The 16,158-nt window shown below is 33.2% G+C and carries 16 protein-coding genes and 1 tRNA gene; 15 read left to right on the top strand and 2 right to left on the bottom strand.

Features of this window, described 5'->3' with window-relative positions:
- The first annotated feature begins 34 nt into the window (after window positions 1-34).
- The 11 genes from lat (at window position 35) to B5X64_RS09525 (ending at window position 11,830) form a co-directional block, all read left to right on the top strand.
- Window positions 35-1,360 (top strand): L-lysine 6-transaminase, encoded by a 1,326-nt coding sequence (lat, locus tag B5X64_RS09580; RefSeq protein ID WP_079465004.1) that lies wholly within the window; start codon window positions 35-37, stop codon window positions 1,358-1,360.
- A 63-nt stretch (window positions 1,361-1,423) separates the two neighbouring features.
- Complete coding sequence (locus B5X64_RS09575) at window positions 1,424-1,654, top strand: hypothetical protein (RefSeq protein WP_079465003.1); 231 nt, start codon at window positions 1,424-1,426, stop codon at window positions 1,652-1,654.
- Window positions 1,655-1,832: 178 nt separating this feature from the next.
- Window positions 1,833-2,351, top strand: a complete 519-nt coding sequence (locus tag B5X64_RS09570; RefSeq protein ID WP_079465002.1) for a GNAT family N-acetyltransferase — start codon at window positions 1,833-1,835, stop codon at window positions 2,349-2,351.
- A gap of 122 nt (window positions 2,352-2,473) precedes the next feature.
- Window positions 2,474-2,929 carry a transcriptional regulator gene (locus B5X64_RS09565; RefSeq protein ID WP_079465001.1) on the top strand — a complete coding sequence of 152 codons (456 nt, stop codon included), beginning with the start codon at window positions 2,474-2,476 and terminating at the stop codon, window positions 2,927-2,929.
- 1 nt (window position 2,930) lies between these two features.
- On the top strand, window positions 2,931-4,115 hold the full coding sequence (locus B5X64_RS09560) for an efflux RND transporter periplasmic adaptor subunit (protein WP_079465000.1): 1,185 nt from the start codon (window positions 2,931-2,933) through the stop codon (window positions 4,113-4,115).
- Window positions 4,115-7,261: an efflux RND transporter permease subunit gene (locus tag B5X64_RS09555; RefSeq protein WP_079464999.1), complete on the top strand. Its 3,147-nt coding sequence runs from the start codon at window positions 4,115-4,117 to the stop codon at window positions 7,259-7,261. The genes B5X64_RS09560 and B5X64_RS09555 overlap by 1 nt, the downstream gene beginning before the upstream one ends.
- A 21-nt stretch (window positions 7,262-7,282) precedes the next feature.
- Complete coding sequence (locus B5X64_RS09550) at window positions 7,283-8,698, top strand: efflux transporter outer membrane subunit (protein ID WP_079464998.1); 1,416 nt, start codon at window positions 7,283-7,285, stop codon at window positions 8,696-8,698.
- Window positions 8,699-8,870: 172 nt separating this feature from the next.
- On the top strand, window positions 8,871-9,359 hold the full coding sequence (locus tag B5X64_RS09545; RefSeq protein ID WP_079464997.1) for a GNAT family N-acetyltransferase: 489 nt from the start codon (window positions 8,871-8,873) through the stop codon (window positions 9,357-9,359).
- A 3-nt stretch (window positions 9,360-9,362) separates the two neighbouring features.
- The gene (locus B5X64_RS09540; RefSeq protein ID WP_079464996.1) at window positions 9,363-9,842 is read left to right on the top strand and encodes a MarR family winged helix-turn-helix transcriptional regulator; all 480 of its coding nucleotides are present in this window, start codon (window positions 9,363-9,365) and stop codon (window positions 9,840-9,842) included.
- A gap of 351 nt (window positions 9,843-10,193) precedes the next feature.
- A complete protein-coding gene (locus B5X64_RS09530; protein WP_079464994.1) occupies window positions 10,194-11,135 on the top strand; it encodes a hypothetical protein in 942 nt (313 codons plus the stop codon).
- Window positions 11,132-11,830, top strand: a complete 699-nt coding sequence (locus B5X64_RS09525) for a hypothetical protein (protein WP_079464993.1) — start codon at window positions 11,132-11,134, stop codon at window positions 11,828-11,830. The genes B5X64_RS09530 and B5X64_RS09525 overlap by 4 nt, the downstream gene beginning before the upstream one ends.
- 539 nt (window positions 11,831-12,369) lie before the next feature.
- On the opposite strand, the gene B5X64_RS09520 is transcribed toward B5X64_RS09525, so the two are convergent.
- Window positions 12,370-12,443: transfer RNA gene (locus B5X64_RS09520), tRNA-Ala, on the bottom strand.
- Window positions 12,444-12,745: 302 nt separating this feature from the next.
- On the opposite strand from B5X64_RS09520, the gene B5X64_RS09510 reads away from it, so the two are divergent.
- A complete protein-coding gene (locus B5X64_RS09510) occupies window positions 12,746-13,120 on the top strand; it encodes a hypothetical protein (RefSeq protein WP_079464991.1) in 375 nt (124 codons plus the stop codon).
- A gap of 57 nt (window positions 13,121-13,177) precedes the next feature.
- On the opposite strand, the gene B5X64_RS09505 is transcribed toward B5X64_RS09510, so the two are convergent.
- On the bottom strand, window positions 13,178-13,828 hold the full coding sequence (locus tag B5X64_RS09505) for a hypothetical protein (RefSeq protein WP_079464990.1): 651 nt from the start codon (window positions 13,826-13,828) through the stop codon (window positions 13,178-13,180).
- A 168-nt stretch (window positions 13,829-13,996) separates the two neighbouring features.
- On the opposite strand from B5X64_RS09505, the gene B5X64_RS09500 reads away from it, so the two are divergent.
- From B5X64_RS09500 to B5X64_RS09490, 3 genes are all read left to right on the top strand, one after another.
- Complete coding sequence (locus B5X64_RS09500) at window positions 13,997-14,560, top strand: C40 family peptidase (protein ID WP_420808109.1); 564 nt, start codon at window positions 13,997-13,999, stop codon at window positions 14,558-14,560.
- A gap of 66 nt (window positions 14,561-14,626) precedes the next feature.
- The gene (locus B5X64_RS09495; protein WP_079464989.1) at window positions 14,627-15,229 is read left to right on the top strand and encodes a methyltransferase family protein; all 603 of its coding nucleotides are present in this window, start codon (window positions 14,627-14,629) and stop codon (window positions 15,227-15,229) included.
- A 108-nt stretch (window positions 15,230-15,337) separates the two neighbouring features.
- Window positions 15,338-16,150 carry a 2,3,4,5-tetrahydropyridine-2,6-dicarboxylate N-succinyltransferase gene (locus tag B5X64_RS09490; RefSeq protein ID WP_079464988.1) on the top strand — a complete coding sequence of 271 codons (813 nt, stop codon included), beginning with the start codon at window positions 15,338-15,340 and terminating at the stop codon, window positions 16,148-16,150.
- Window positions 16,151-16,158: the final 8 nt, after the last annotated feature.

Genomic DNA, 16,158 nt, shown 5'->3' with positions numbered 1-16,158 from the left:
CTTGATCCATTTCACTTAAAATTTTAAAATTAATATGAACAATATATTAGAAATTCAGTCAAATAAAGTAAAAGAAACAGTAGGTAAACACGTTTTAGCAGACGGTTTCGATTTTGTAATGGATATCGAAAACTCTCACGGATCTTGGATTCACGATTCGGTTTCAGGGAAAAATTTCCTGGATATGTTTTCAATGTTCGGCTCGGCTTCTATTGGATATAATCACCCTTATTTGGTTGAAAAATCCGATTGGCTGGGAAAAATGGCAGTCAACAAACCTACACTAGCAGATGTTTATTCTAAAGAATATGCCCATTTTCTGGAAGTTTTCGAAAGAGTGGTTTTACCTGAAGAATTGCAGTATGCATTTTTTATCGAAGGCGGAGCTCTTGGTGTTGAAAATGCAATGAAAGCATGTTTCGACTGGAAAACAAGAAAAAATTTCGAAAAAGGATTAGATATTGAAGCTGGAATCTGCATCCATTTCAGACAGGCATTTCATGGAAGAAGCGGTTATACTTTAAGCTTAACCAATACTTCAGATCCGCGTAAATATCAGTATTTTCCGATGTTTGAATGGCCAAGAATTCTGAATCCTAAATTGAATTTCCCAATCACAGAAGAAAATTTAGAAGAAACCATTAAGAACGAAAATTTAGCATTAATTCAAATCACAGAAGCTATTTTATCAAATCCGGATCAGGTAGCGTGTATTATTATTGAGCCTATACAAGCTGAAGGTGGTGATAATCATTTCAGAGACGAATTTTTTGTGGGTCTAAGAAATATCTGCGACGAGCATGAAATTTTATTAATTTTCGACGAAGTACAAACGGGAATCGGAATTACTGGTAAAATGTGGGCTTTTGAACATTTAAGCGTGAGACCGGATATTATTTCTTTCGGTAAAAAAACTCAGGTTTGTGGAGTTTTGGCGAATAAAGAAAAATTTGACGAGATTCCAAATAACGTTTTCAGAGAAAGCTCAAGAATCAATTCTACTTTTGGAGGTAACTTAATCGATATGCTTCGTTTCCAATTGGTAATGGAAGTTATCGAAAAAGAAAATCTTTTAGAAAATGCCAATATTGTAGGTGAATATCTTTTAGAAGGTCTGCAAACTTTAGCTCAAAAATATCCAGAAAAATTATCTAACGCAAGAGGAAAAGGTTTGATGTGCGCAATAGATTTACCATCCGGCGAGCAAAGAGATCATATCAGAAATGAGTTGTACAACGATGGTTTAATCATTCTTGCATGTGGTGATCAATCCATCAGATTCAGACCACATTTGAATGTTACAAAAGAGGAAATTCAGATTGCTTTAGATAAAATCGAAAATAACATTAATAAAATTTAAAACTTCAAAATTTGGAATTCTAAAAAAAACGTCCTATATTTAGATACTCAAAATGTATATTATATGGAACGTAACACGAGAGTATCAGTTTTTGAAAGCGATAAATCTGCAGAAATTCAGTTAATAAAGTCTAAATTAGACGAGGCACAGATCACTAATGATGTTGAAAATAATTATCTGACTTTTACAACAACGCCTACAGCGACAAGTTTAAAAGTAATGGTAGATTTACAAGATGAGAAGAAAGCATTTGATGTTATTGATGCTTATCTTCAACAAAATCAGAATCAATAAAAAACAATTTCATAATTTTAAATTTTACTACTTCGGAACCGAAAATTAATTCTCATTAATTTTCGGTTTTTTTGGTGTTAAGCTTTTAAACACAATATTCTTAATAAAATTTTAATGTGAAATTTTTGGCATTCAATATGTTATTTCTCAATTTTCAAGTTTGTAATATAAATTTCTTATGACCAATAAAAACGAAATCCATTTTAGAAAAGCAAATACAACCGATATAGATAGTATCTGGAAAATTATTCAACAATCTATCGAGCGTAGAAGGATAGACGGCAGCACACAGTGGCAAAACGGATATCCCAATTTGCAAACTGTAGAAAGCGACGTCTCAAAAGAGTTTGGTTTTGTTCTTACGGTAAATAATGAAGTTGCGGTTTACGTTGCACTGATTTTCAACGACGAACCAGCCTACAGCTCAATTGAAGGAGCCTGGTTAACAACAGGAGAATTTGTTGTTATTCATAGGGTAGCCGTTTCAGAAAATTTTGCCGGACAAGGACTTGCCAAAAAACTTTTCGATTATATTGAAGATTTTACAAAATCTCAGAATGTTTTAAGTATAAAAGTTGATACGAACTATGACAACGTTGCCATGCTGAAGATTTTAGAATCTAAAGGATACACTTATTGCGGTGAAGTTGTTCTTGCAGGTGGTGTAAGAAAAGCCTATGAAAAAGTGTTGATTTAAAAAAACGCAAAAAGTTAAATCGATATTCATTGATTCTTTAAGAATCTGTTTATTTATAAACTCTATCATCTTTGTTCGTTTAGTTCCGAACTAATTTCTACATTTGTTAAAATTTTTCAATAATGAAAAAAAGTTTAGAAGTAGACGAGAAGATCTTTCAGGATGCTGTCAAGTTTTATGGCACTGTTCTCAATGTTCCACCTCTAGCTTCAAAAATTTATTCCTACCTCATTTTCGATTTTGATAAGGTAGGAATTACGTTTGATGAGTTTGTGGAAGTCTTTTCTGCAAGCAAAAGTTCAGTTTCTACAAGTCTCAATTTACTTATTAATTCAGAATTAATCATCGATGTCAATAAAATGGACGAAAGAAAACGTTATTTTTTCGCCAATGATGATTATAAAAAAATAAGGTTTGAAAAAATTGTTCAAAAAATGCAGGACGAATTGATCTTGTTGGATGATCTCAAAAATTTTAGAAAAACAGAGCATAAAGAAGACGACGAAAGAATTGAAGTCTACAAAGCTCTTTTAAATAAAAACATAGCAAATATTCAGGAATCTCTTAATAAACTATAAAATGACAAACAAGCTTATACTATTTTCTGTAGCAGCATTTTCGTTGACTGCCTGCAAAAAAGAAGCTCCGAAACAGGATGGCCCAAAACCTTTTCCTGTAGTTTCGGTAGAGAATAAAAATATAGTAGGGTACGACACTTTCCCTGCAAGTATTGAAGGTAGAGTAAATAATGATGTCAGAGCAAAAATTCAGGGTTATATTACTCAGGTTTTGGTGGATGAAGGTCAGTATGTAACTAAAGGACAGCCATTGTTCCGACTTGAAACCAATATTCTTACAGAAAACGCTGCTGCCTCAAAAGCAGGAATTGGTGCTGCCGAATCTAATATCGCTGCCGCTCAGGCTCAGGTAAATGCGGCTAACGTAGAAGTAAATAAACTGAAACCACTTGTTCAGAAAAACATCATCAGCAATGTTCAGCTACAGACAGCGCAGGCAAATTTAGCGCAGGCCCAAGCTGGATTACAGCAGGCTATTGCAGCAAAAAGACAAGCTGTTGCTAATTACAAAGGGGTAGAAGCAAATATTGATTACTCGGTGATCCGTGCTCCTATTTCGGGAGTGATTGGTAAACTTCCGTTAAAAGTGGGAAGTTTGGTAGGTCCTACAGATCAAGTTGCTTTAACCACAATTTCAGATACTTCAGAGATATTCGCTTACTTTTCAATGAATGAAAAAGGATATTTCGATTTCTTGGAAAAATCTGTAGGAGCAACTGTTCCTGAAAAAATAAAAAACCTTCCGATGGTTGAACTTCAATTAGCAAACGGAAGTATTTATCCCGAAAAAGGAAAAATTGAAGCAATTACAGGCTCTTTAGATCCTACAACAGGAACTATTCAGTTCAGAGTTTCGTTTAAGAATGCTCAAAAACTTTTAAGTAATGGAAATAGCGGAACCATCAGATTCCCTAAACACTATGACAACGTTTTAGTGGTACCGGAAAGTGCAACTTACGAACAACAGGGAATTGTTTACGTATATAAAGTTGAAAAAGATACGGCACGAAATACAGTTGTTGAAGTCATTGAAAGAATTGACAATTTAGCTTTAATAAAATCTGGGGTTAAAAAAGGTGAAGTAATTATTGCTGCTGGAATCGGAAATGTAAAACCGGGTACAGCCGTAAAGCCTAAAAAAATCAGCATGGATAGTCTCGTTCAATCAGTAAAACCGAAATTCTAATGATAAAGAACTTTATTAACAGACCGGTTTTATCAACTGTAATCTCCATTATCATCGTTATTCTCGGTGTTTTGGGACTTACAGCGCTTCCGGTTACACAATATCCCGATATTGCTCCGGCAACGGTGAGTGTAAGAGCCAATTATACGGGAGCCAATGCTGAAACCGTAATGAAGAGTGTGGTGGTTCCTTTGGAGGAACAGATCAATGGAGTTGAAGGGATGGATTATATTACTTCAACAGCAGGAAATGACGGTTCAGCTCAGATTCAGGTATTTTTCAAACAAGGAATAGATGCAGATATTGCTGCGGTAAACGTTCAGAACCGTGTTTCAAGAGCAAGCCCGTTACTTCCAAGTGAAGTTACCCGTGCAGGTGTTGTAACTCAGAAGCAACAGACGAGTGCTTTGATGTACCTTTCTTTTTATTCAGAAAATAAAAATATTGATGATGTATATCTTCAAAACTTTTTGAATATCAACGTAATTCCAAATCTACAAAGGATTAATGGAGTAGGTGAAGCCAACGTTTTTGGTGGTAAAAATTACTCGATGAGAGTATGGCTTGATCCGGCAAAATTGGCAGCTTACGGAATTACACCAACTGAAGTCACCAATGCAATTAACGATCAGAGTAGAGAAGCTGCAGCAGGATCTTTAGGACAAAACAGCGGAAGTTCTTTTGAATATATCATTAAATATGTAGGAAAATTTAGCGAAAAAGAACAATATGATGACATTATCATCAAATCTCTTCCAGATGGACAGAATTTAATGTTAAAAGATGTTGCCAAAGTAGAACTTGGTGGATTATCTTACAGTGGAGTTGGTGAAAACGGAGATTATCCATCAATCAGTATGGGAGTATTTCAAACTCCGGGATCAAATGCTCAGGAGATTATTGAAAACATCAAAAAACAGCTTAAAGATAATGAAAGTTCTTATCCTGAAGGTGTAAAATATACTTTTAACTTTGATACCAACGAATTCCTGGATGCATCTATAGAAAAAGTAATTCATACTTTGATTGAAGCTTTCATCCTTGTATTTATTGTAGTATATATTTTCTTACAGGATTTCAGATCAACATTAATTCCGGCGATTGCGGTTCCGGTATCGATTGTGGGAACATTCTTCTTCCTGAATCTTTTTGGATATTCATTAAACCTATTAACGCTATTCGCATTAGTTTTAGCCATTGGTATTGTGGTAGATGACGCGATTGTCGTCGTCGAGGCGGTGCACGCTAAAATGGAAAACGGAATTTCCAATGCTAAAAAAGCAACAGTTGAAGCAATGGACGAAATTACAGGTGCGATTATTTCAATTACATTGGTAATGGCAGCGGTATTTATTCCTGTTACATTTATTACAGGTCCTACCGGAGTATTTTATCAGCAGTTTGGGATTACTTTAATTATTGCGATCATCATTTCGGCGATTAATGCATTGACTTTAAGTCCGGTTTTATGTTCATTATTCTTAAAACCTCATGAAGATCATCACGAAGAGTATAAAAGTAAAAATTTCATTCAGAAGTTCTTTTATAAATTTAATATCGGTTTCAAAACAGCAACTGAACGTTATGGAAGAGGATTTAATTTTCTAATTAAACATAAATGGGTCACTTTAGTAATTCTTATCGTTACCGGAGGAATTATCTATTGGGCAAACGGAAGCATGAAAAAAGGTTTCGTACCTACAGAAGATAGAGGAATTATCTTTACAGACGTACAGCTTCCACCAGGAGCATCTATGGAAAGAACTTACAATGTGCTGAAAACTTTGCAGAAAGATGCCATGAAAATTCCTGGAATTCAGAATGTAACTATTTCTACAGGTAGAGGTTTATTATCCGGAAACGGTAGTAATAACGGTCTTGCCTTTGTTAAGCTTAAACCTTTCAACGACAGAAAAGGGGATGGATTATCATCTGAGGAGATCACGAAGAGATTATTTGGTCTTGCAGGAAAAGTTCCGGATGCTAAAGTTGTATTCTTCCAACCGCCGAGTGTACCAGGTTTTGGTAGTAGTGCAGGTTTTGAGATGGTGCTTTTAGATAAATCGGGAGGTGATTTTGCTCAGCTTGATGCTAAAACCAATGAGTTTATCGGAAACCTAATGCAAAGACCGGAAATTGAATTTGCTCAGACTTCATTCAATACAAAATATCCACAGTATTTAATGGAAATCAACGTTCCGTTAGCTAAACAAAAAGGTATTTCTGTAAATGATATTTTGTCTACAATGCAGGGATATGTTGGTGGAATTTACAGTGCTGACTTTACCAAATACGGAAAGCAGTTCAGAGTAATGATTCAGGCACTTCCTGAAAACAGAGTAAATGCTGAAAATCTTAATCAATATTATATTAAGACAAGTTCTGGAGAGATGTCACCTATTTCACAATTTGTAACGTTGACTAAATCTTACGGCCCGCAATCGGTTGGTCGTTACAACCTATTTACTTCGGTAAAGATTACCGGAGCAAACAAAGCAGGTTTCAGTTCGGGTGATGCAATTACTGCAGTTCAGGCGGTAGCTAAAGAGACGCTTGATCAAAATTATGATGTTGAGTTTACAGGTCTTACAAGAGAAGAATTAAATTCAGGATCTCAGACGTTATTGATCTTTGCTTTAAGTTTGGTGTTTGTTTATTTCATTCTTTCTGCGCAGTACGAAAGTTATATTCTTCCTTTAGTGGTGGTAATTTCACTTCCTCTTGGGGTAATGGGAGCTTATTTCGGACAGAAAATAATGGGCTTAGAAAATAATATTTACTTCCAGATTGCATTGATTATGTTGGTCGGTTTATTGGCGAAAAATGCGATTTTGATTATCGAATTTGCTGTTCAGAGAAGACATCATGGCGAAACGATTGTAGAGTCTGCCGTAAATGCAGCCAAAGCGAGATTGAGACCGATTTTGATGACCTCATTGGCATTTATCTTCGGTTTATTACCATTGGTTTTAGCAAGCGGAATTGGTGCGGTTGGTAACAGATCAATTGCAACAGGTGCATCGATCGGATTGCTAATCGGTACTATTTTAGGAGTATTTGTGATTCCGGTTTTATATGTAATTTTCCAGACTTTACAGGAAAAAATAAAACCAATTAAGCACGAAGACATCAATTTAGCTGAATAAGAAATCTTTAAGATTTAAATAATGAAAAATTTATCAATAATAATAAAAGGAACTGCTTTTTCAGTGGTCACGTTCGCTGTTTTATCATCTTGTATGGTAAGAAAAGAGTACGAAAGACCTGCAGCTGCAGTTGACGAAAAACTATTCCGTACCGATATGCTGCCTCAAGACAGTACAAGTATTGCGAATGTTTCCTGGAAAGAGATTTTCACAGATCCTATTCTTCAGGGGCACATCACAAAAGCTTTGGAAAACAATCTTGATGTAAGAATTGCAGTACAGAATATCACTTCTGCCGAAGCTTATTTAAAACAGGCAAAAGCAGCATACGAACCCACTTTATCAATCGGTCCGAATTACACTTTTCAGACACAGTCTATCAACACACAGTTTGGTCAGATCATCGGAGAAAGACGTTATGTAAACCAGTTTGATATTACAGCAACCATTGGTTGGGAAGCAGATTTGTGGGGGAAAATGAAGTCTCAGCAAAAAGCGCAGTTGGCAACTTATTTAGGAACTTTAGCCGCTCACAAAGCAGTAAAAAGTGACTTGGTGGCATCAATTGCTTCTGCTTATTTTCAGTTGTTGACTTATGATGATCAGAAAAGAATCATTGAAGAAACAATTAAAGTAAGAGAAAATAATTTAGAAACTACAAAAGCTTTAAAAGAAGCAGGAACATTGACGGAAGTTGCGGTTCAGCAAAGTGAAGCTTTGGTTTATAATGCTAAATCTTTACTGATCGACATTGATACTCAAATTCAGCTTTTGGAAAATACGGTAAGTATGTTGATGGGTGAGCCTTCGCAGACCATTGCAAGATCATCTTTAAGATCACAGTCATTACCAGAAAGTTTGGCTTTAGGATATCCTGCAAGTTTGTTATCAAACCGTCCCGATGTGATGCAGGCAGAATTCAATTTAATGAATGCTTTTGAGTTAACAAATGTGGCTAAAGCTCAGTTTTATCCAACGCTAAAATTAACAGGAAGCGGTGGAGTACAGTCAGTAGACATCGACCATTTGTTTAGTGTAAACTCTCTTTTCGCCAATGTGGTAACTGGTTTAGCGCAACCAATTTTAAACAAGAGACAAATCAAAACCAATTACGATGTAAGTTTAGCAAATAAAGAAACTGCTTATCTGAATTTCAGAAAATCTATTTTGATGGCTGGAAAAGAAGTTTCTGATGCCATAAGAGTATTTTCAGTGCAGGATTCTTTTATAGATCTAAAGAAAAAAGAGCTGGACTCTTACAAAAAATCGGTTGATTATTCTCAGGAATTGGTCAACTATGGTATGGCAAACTACCTTGAAGTTTTAAATGCAAGTGTAAACTCATTGAATGCCGAGCTTAATATTTCAAATGCAGAATACAGTAAAATGAAAGCTGCAGTAGATTTATACCAGGCTTTAGGCGGCGGATGGAAATAATGAAAAGTTAGTTATTATATATTCAAATCTTGTTAAGACGTGTACTGGAAACAGTGCACGTTTTTTATTTAATTAAAATTACAAACAACTGATTTTCTAAATTTTAAATTAGTTTCAATTTTCTATTGTATATATGTAGTTAACTACGTAGTTTTGTACATAAATTAAACTCATGTTAGAAATTAATCTTGTAAACAATACCTATTCAAAAGAAATAATAGACTTGGTTCTTACTATTCAGCAAAAGGAATTTAATGTTCCCATTACAATAGAAGATCAGCCAGACCTTATGCAGATTGAAGATTTTTATTTTGCCAATGGTGGAAGTTTTTGGGGAGCTTTCATAAACGGTGAACTTGTTGGAACCATTGCTTTGGTTAAATTTGATGAAAAAGCGGCTGCAATTCGAAAAATGTTTGTTAAAAAAGAATTCAGAGGTAAAGAACATGGTATCGCTCAGAAACTATTGGAAACCCTGATTGCTTATTGCCAGAAAAACGGAATAGATGAAGTATATTTAGGAACTGTATCGATACTCCAGGCTGCATTGCGTTTTTACGAACGAAATCACTTTGAAATCATTGAAAAAAAATCGCTTCCTTCAAAATTTCCTTTAATGAGTGCCGATAATGTATTTTGTTTTCTAAATCTAAAATCATAATTAATGAATGTCATTAATGAATCCGGAACTTTAGCTTTATCTACAAGATTACAACGCCTTAGCGAGCAATTGCGTAAAGAAGGAGCCTTAGTTTATAAAGAATTTGGTATTAACTTCGAACCCAAATGGTTTCCGGTAATCTTTACATTACATCACAAGAATATACTCAGCGTTGTAGAAATTGCTAATGAAATAGGGTACACGCATCCTTCAACAATCAGCCTTTTGAAAGAACTTGAAAGGCAACAAATGATTATATCGAAAAAAGATAAAACAGATGAACGTAAACGCTTAATTGAATTGGCGCCAAAAGGTATTGAGTTGATAGAAAAAATGAAACCTGCATGGGAAATTATCTCCAAGGTATTGGAAGAGATAGCAGATAACGAGAATCATTTATTGAAAGCAATTAATGAAGCGGAAGAAAAAATTGCCAAACAATCTTTTTTACAAAGAGTTTTACAATTGAAAAACAACCAATAAATAATAGTAATTAATTGATTGTTAAATAATTTTATCTTCATGATTTTAATCATAAATAGTTATTTGTAGAAAATATTAAATTTAATCACGCTAATAACCAAAGATTTTAATTGAATTAAATGCAAAAAGCCTTTCCATTGGAAAGGCTTTTTTATGAAAAATGTAAACCGAATAAATATCGAATAATCAAAAATTCTTGCAATTTTATTTCAGTTACGGAAAACCGTAATTATGATTTTACAAATAAATGTATATTTGTTTATAAACTAATAACAATGAAAACAAAGATTACACGGAGTAGGACTCCATCTGATGAGAGTGTTTTTCTAACCCTTTCAAAATTACCACAAAATGAGCAATGAACTAAAAATAAAAATTATTAAAGACTCTCAGGGGAATGATTTGGATCTGAGTAATATCACGGTTGAAGCTGCAGATGCTTTGAAAGTATTTATTGACTCAATGGTTGATTTTGCAAAGACTTACGAAAATACGTCAGAAATTAAGCTTATGCTTGATAATGGATGTATAGAAACAAGTTTGGTGTACCCGGATGAGTTAGTATCTCAGGATATAGATAATATTCTATCACTTAAAGTAAGTGATCCTAAAAAAGTTGATGCTTTTAAGAAGATACAGGAAAAAATTATTCTGAATGGACTAGAATACGGTGTGTTTATCAAAAAACAAGATGAAGCATACCAAGACATTACTAATATATTTAAAGAGCAAAAATTTCGTAAATCCAAAAAGAAATTTGACAGAAAGTATACGATTGAGTTTATAGAAGGTGAATTGTTTGAAGTTGGTGGGAGATCAAAGGTCAATGTCCATATTGAGAACAAAGAATTAGGAAAGGAATACAAAGTTGAATGCGAACGACCAGAGGCAAAGAAATTGAACGATAGATTGTATAGCAAAACTTTTATATCAGTTCGAAAAATTATTAAAACAGAATCAGATTTTGAATATAGGTATATTGATAGCTATTTGAGAGAAGAGAGTTATCACTTTTATAGGAATCTACATGAGCAACTTACAATTGGGGAGTCTATAGAAAAATACGATTTAATATATAATCATATAGTGGAAATTATTAACAATGAAAACATTCCTAACGAAGAGATCATTAAGATTATACGCCTGTATGATAATCATTTTAGCGAAAAAGGAATTTTGAGAACTATAATAATGTCCCTTAAGCCAATTATTGAAAGAGAGACAGGTTTGTTGCCATATTATGAAAATTTAGTTAAAACATTTAGATTAAGAAGTAATACAGGGAAGATATGATAAAGGATTTAGACTTAGAAAACCAATTAGTAAAATATAATCAGAATGATCGTCCAAATGTATTTGTTTCAATAGCAGTACAACTTGACGAGGATGGAGAGGCTAAACACGCTGTCATTTTCATTAGATATCGTGGAAGTGACTATTTATTTCATTTTCCTGGAGCAATACCTCCTGTTATTGAAAACTATTCTGGACAATTAACACCGAACTTAATATACAAAGTGCTTGATAATTTTGACACTGAAGATGATAGTGATGTCGGGTCATTTTTAAGACACTGTCAAAGAGTTTGTGATCAAAGTAATGTTACGTATGGTTTTATTTTTGATAATTCGACTTATGAAACTGATGGAAGATATCTTAGTATATCAGGATTACCAGAAATTGCAACTTGTGTAGGCTTTTGTGTTAATGTATTAAGTAACTATGTAATCGATATTGATAAATCGTACTTTCAACTTGATGATTGGGATACAAATGGTATAATAGAGAATTACGATGTTTGGGCACAACAACAAACTGCAAAAAATTACCCAGATTTAGACTGGAATTTATATAATACTTATAAAAAACGAATATCCCCGATTGAATATTTATCTTCAGGTTTTTGTTCGGTTTTTCCAATTAGAAAACAAACAATTCAAAATATACAACCACATGTAGAAAGAGAAATAGCAATAAAATTAGCCTAAATAACTATATGCAACAATAAAGCCCAAATATCCGGGCTTTATTGTTTCTTTATTACTCTTAACCATTCACCAAATTAATTCCGAAGATATCCGATAATTATATCTTTGCCGTTTTCATCTTTCCTGTAAATTGGTTCTGTATCTTTTTCTTATCGACAGGGTCGAATAATTCTACAATATAAACCTCTAAAGCTTCAGCTATTTTTTCAAGGCTTAATAAAAATAAGTTGGTTGCATAACTTCTATTATCAACTCGACCAAGCAATTCAGATAGGCTTGCTTTTTTCGATTTGCTTCCGCTCTTTTTCAGATTTGAAACGATTAAGCCTTGTTCTGATAAATAATAAAAGGTTTTTCCCTATCTGGTTCGTAAAAATAACATTGAATAAACCAGTCATCATTTGAGCTGGTTACAAGGAAATCGGATTATTTGCATCCGAAATTGAGATTTTTCATACGTATTAATTTTTGTTACCGATTAATACGCTTCCAAAAATTTGATTTCCTGCAAACCCGCTGTGGGATTGGGTTTGCAGTTGTGGAGAATACGGGGATCGAACCCGTCACCTTTAGACTGCCAGTCTAACGCTCTAGCCAGATGAGCTAATTCCCCTTTTTTTAAGATCGATGCAAATGTAAGTATTTATATAGAATATGCAAATCTTATTAAAAAATAAATATTTTAATTCTTTGAAAAATAAAAAAGAGTTAAAAAAGACAATCTTAAAAATAAATTTCCTTCGAACCACTAAAATTATCTTCTGCAAAATATTAAACTATAAAATTAAATTGATATATTTGCCCAATTCTAAAAATATAGAGATAGCGCCAATTTTAAAAACTATCTTGAAATTTTCAGACTATTTTTAAGAATAAATTGAATAAATAAACATATTTCATAAACTATTGTAACCTATGAAGAAACTATTTTTACTTTTATTGACTATTTTTTCATTAATTGGATGTACTGCAGATGACGAAACTCTTAACGACTATATTGGAACCTGGTCTGGAACTTACGAAGGAACCGAAAAAGGTCTTTGGAAATTCGTAGTTGCTTCCGATGGAAAAGTTACCGGAACAATGTATAATGAAACAAGCAATGAAAACTATAATATTTCAGGATTCTTAGACAGATCTGGACAATTGACTGCAGAATTGGTTTTACCAGCAGACGGACAATTTAACGGAACATTAAACACTGAGAAAAAAGCTAGTGGAAATTGGACGAACGAATCGCCAACTCCTATACGAAGTGGATCTTGGTCTGGAGAGAAAAATAAGAAATAGATAAAACTATTATAAATTAAAATCGGCTGCAAACTTTGTTTGCAGCCGATTTTTTATTTAAACAAATCCCATTTGTACAATCTGAGAAGCTTTCTTTATTGCGACAAAATGAATCACATCATCTTCTTCTGAAAAATGATTTTTAAAAATCAATTCAGTTTTATTATTCTGCAATACTATTTCTTCTTCGAAAGATTCAGTAAGATAGTTTTCAAAATCTATTTTTATACTGACAATTGCAACTTCATCAGCAACAATTTTCTTATCTAAATGTAAACTTCTATCCCATAATCCCAGTGAAATATAAGTATTCTGATTAAAATTAGGAATATTTCCAAACTCAAATTGCTGCAGAATATTTCGTCCTTCAGCAGTTTTTAATCCCGTTTTTACAGATCTTTTTCCTTTTTCATGTTCTACATCCAAATCTTTAATATTGGTCATCACCTTTGCAAACCGTTGATAGAGTAGGGCTTCGTCCGCCAATTCAATATATTTTGAAATGCACAAACGGATTAGTTTTCCAATTTTTGAGCAATGACCAAATTCAAAACTGTTTTGTCTTACTTTTTCATAGGTCGGACTTTTCTTATAGGCAGCTTTATTGAATCCACTTTTCTTACGTACAACATTTTTACCATTCAGATTATAAAAAACCAAATCACCAACTGCTCCGTTGAGCTTAATAAAACTTTCGTAAGTCGCCATAATTTTAAAATAGCTTCAAATATAGCCATAAATTTTAATATTTTTTTTAAAATTATAATATAATTGAAATATAGTTCTAGTATAGTTATAAAATAGTTATTGTATAATTAAGAAAAATAATTTATATTTGTATCGTATTAATAAATTGATTTTCAAATGAATATGGAAATGCGTTTTTCGGAAATTAAATTATATAAAAAATTAGCTGTTTTAGCGATAGCTTCTACAATTATTGTTTCTTGTAGAAGCTCAAAAAACGTTTCTTCGTCAAAAAAAACTCCTTCAAAAACTGTTAGTAAGGCTGAAAATCTGAGAAAATTAGATTCTTCTTTTGACGGGAAGGTTTCAGGTTCTATAAAAAGCCTTTTAAAAGATGCTGAAACTTATTTAGGAACTCCGTATAAATTTGGCGGGAATACTTCTTCAGGTTTTGACTGTTCCGGATTTACCGTAAAAATTTTTCAGGATAACAATTTCAGTTTACCAAGAAGATCTTCAGATCAGGCAGATGCCGGAAAATCGATTGATATCAAAACAGTAAAACCAGGAGATCTTCTGTTTTTTGCCACTTCAGGCGGAAGTCGTGTTTCGCACGTAGGAATAGTTCATACTATTGAAAATGATGGCGAAATAAAATTTATTCATGCATCAACTTCTAAAGGGGTGATTATCTCTTCTTTAAACGAAAAATACTGGAACAAAGCTTATCTACACGCACAAAGAGTTTTATAATTCAACAGGAACTTTGCAATAGAATTGCATTTTACAGAGCTCTACATTTGTCAAAAATTAATAATTATGACAGATTTTATCAGAGTTTTTATTCCTCTATTTTTCATCATTTTCTTTCTGACGGCATTTTTCGGAACAAGTTTTATCGTTTCAAAAAGAATTGGGAAAAATGCGAATGTTTTACCAAAAGACGATTCCGCTTACGGATTGATTGGAAGATATTTTAAATATACCTTGTTCTTTATTTTTATTTACACCGTTTTACTTTTCATTTTTCCTGAAGACATTTCTAATAGTTTTAAAATTAATTTGCCCGAAGACATTATTTTTAAATATATAGGAATTGCCTTGTTAATTTTAAGTTTGATATGGATTCTTATCGCTCAGTTTCAAATGAAAAATTCTTGGCGAATAGGAATTGATGAAAATCTGAAAACAGAATTAATTACAGCCGGACTTTTCAATTATTCAAGAAACCCAATTTTTCTGGGGATTTTAGCAAGTTTAATTGGTCTTTTTTTTACATTACCTACTTTAATTTCACTAAGCTTTTTAATCATTTCTAATATTTTAATTCAAATCCAAATCAGATTGGAAGAGGAATTTTTATTAAAGGAACATGATAAAGTTTATCTTCAATACAAAGCCAAAGTAAGAAGATTTTTATAGAAAGATTTAATGAAATTTTAATCACTTAGATCTATTCTAAATCATCATTTTTGTCCAACTTTTTGTATATTTGGCAGTGAATTTTTTAAACAAATTATAAACATAATTATGTCGTTACAACAAACTATTGAAAATATCTGGGACAACAGAGAACTATTGCAGAATGAAGACAGCCAAAAGGCGATTAGAGAGGTTATTTCTTTAGTTGATAAAGGTGAACTTCGTACCGCAGAACCTACAGAAAACGGATGGCAGGTGAATGAATGGGTAAAAAAAGCTGTGGTAATGTATTTCCCGATCCAGAAGATGGAAACGATTGAAGTAGGTCCGTTTGAATTTCATGATAAAATGCCTTTGAAAAGAAACTATGCAGAAAAAGGGGTTAGAGTTGTACCACATGCAATTGCAAGAGAAGGAGCTTATATCGCATCAGGCGTTATTTTGATGCCTTCTTATGTAAATATTGGAGCTTATGTAGATTCAGGAACAATGGTTGATACTTGGGCAACGGTTGGAAGCTGTGCACAGATCGGTAAAAACGTTCACTTGAGTGGTGGTGTTGGTATCGGTGGTGTTTTAGAACCGCTTCAGGCTGCTCCGGTAATTATCGAAGATGACTGTTTTATCGGTTCTAGATGTATCGTTGTAGAAGGAGTTCACGTTGAAAAAGAAGCTGTTTTGGGTGCAAATGTTGTATTGACGGCTTCTACAAAAATTATTGATGTTACAGGTGAAACTCCAATCGAAATTAAAGGTAGAGTTCCTGCTCGTTCGGTTGTAATTCCTGGAAGTTATACCAAACAATATCCTGCAGGAGAATATCAGGTTCCTTGTGCTTTGATTATCGGTCAGAGAAAAGAATCTACAGATAAAAAAACATCGCTAAACGATGCTTTAAGAGAAAATAACGTAGCTGTTTAAATCTTTGC

This window comes from Chryseobacterium balustinum, assembly GCF_900168205.1.
GTDB lineage: Bacteria > Bacteroidota > Bacteroidia > Flavobacteriales > Weeksellaceae > Chryseobacterium > Chryseobacterium balustinum.
This window is presented reverse-complemented; position numbering and strand designations above follow the sequence as displayed.

Bases quoted from the DNA above. Each gene is read 5' to 3' on its own strand.
- lat (WP_079465004.1), top strand. From the start codon at position 35: ATGAACAATATATTAGAAATTCAGTCAAATAAAGTAAAAGAAACAGTA.
- B5X64_RS09575 (WP_079465003.1), top strand. From the start codon at position 1,424: ATGGAACGTAACACGAGAGTATCAGTTTTTGAAAGCGATAAATCTGCA.
- B5X64_RS09570 (WP_079465002.1), top strand. From the start codon at position 1,833: ATGACCAATAAAAACGAAATCCATTTTAGAAAAGCAAATACAACCGAT.
- B5X64_RS09565 (WP_079465001.1), top strand. From the start codon at position 2,474: ATGAAAAAAAGTTTAGAAGTAGACGAGAAGATCTTTCAGGATGCTGTC.
- B5X64_RS09560 (WP_079465000.1), top strand. From the start codon at position 2,931: ATGACAAACAAGCTTATACTATTTTCTGTAGCAGCATTTTCGTTGACT.
- B5X64_RS09555 (WP_079464999.1), top strand. From the start codon at position 4,115: ATGATAAAGAACTTTATTAACAGACCGGTTTTATCAACTGTAATCTCC.
- B5X64_RS09550 (WP_079464998.1), top strand. From the start codon at position 7,283: ATGAAAAATTTATCAATAATAATAAAAGGAACTGCTTTTTCAGTGGTC.
- B5X64_RS09545 (WP_079464997.1), top strand. From the start codon at position 8,871: ATGTTAGAAATTAATCTTGTAAACAATACCTATTCAAAAGAAATAATA.
- B5X64_RS09540 (WP_079464996.1), top strand. From the start codon at position 9,363: ATGAATGTCATTAATGAATCCGGAACTTTAGCTTTATCTACAAGATTA.
- B5X64_RS09530 (WP_079464994.1), top strand. From the start codon at position 10,194: ATGAGCAATGAACTAAAAATAAAAATTATTAAAGACTCTCAGGGGAAT.
- B5X64_RS09525 (WP_079464993.1), top strand. From the start codon at position 11,132: ATGATAAAGGATTTAGACTTAGAAAACCAATTAGTAAAATATAATCAG.
- B5X64_RS09510 (WP_079464991.1), top strand. From the start codon at position 12,746: ATGAAGAAACTATTTTTACTTTTATTGACTATTTTTTCATTAATTGGA.
- B5X64_RS09505 (WP_079464990.1), bottom strand. From the start codon at position 13,828: ATGGCGACTTACGAAAGTTTTATTAAGCTCAACGGAGCAGTTGGTGAT.
- B5X64_RS09500 (WP_420808109.1), top strand. From the start codon at position 13,997: ATGCGTTTTTCGGAAATTAAATTATATAAAAAATTAGCTGTTTTAGCG.
- B5X64_RS09495 (WP_079464989.1), top strand. From the start codon at position 14,627: ATGACAGATTTTATCAGAGTTTTTATTCCTCTATTTTTCATCATTTTC.
- B5X64_RS09490 (WP_079464988.1), top strand. From the start codon at position 15,338: ATGTCGTTACAACAAACTATTGAAAATATCTGGGACAACAGAGAACTA.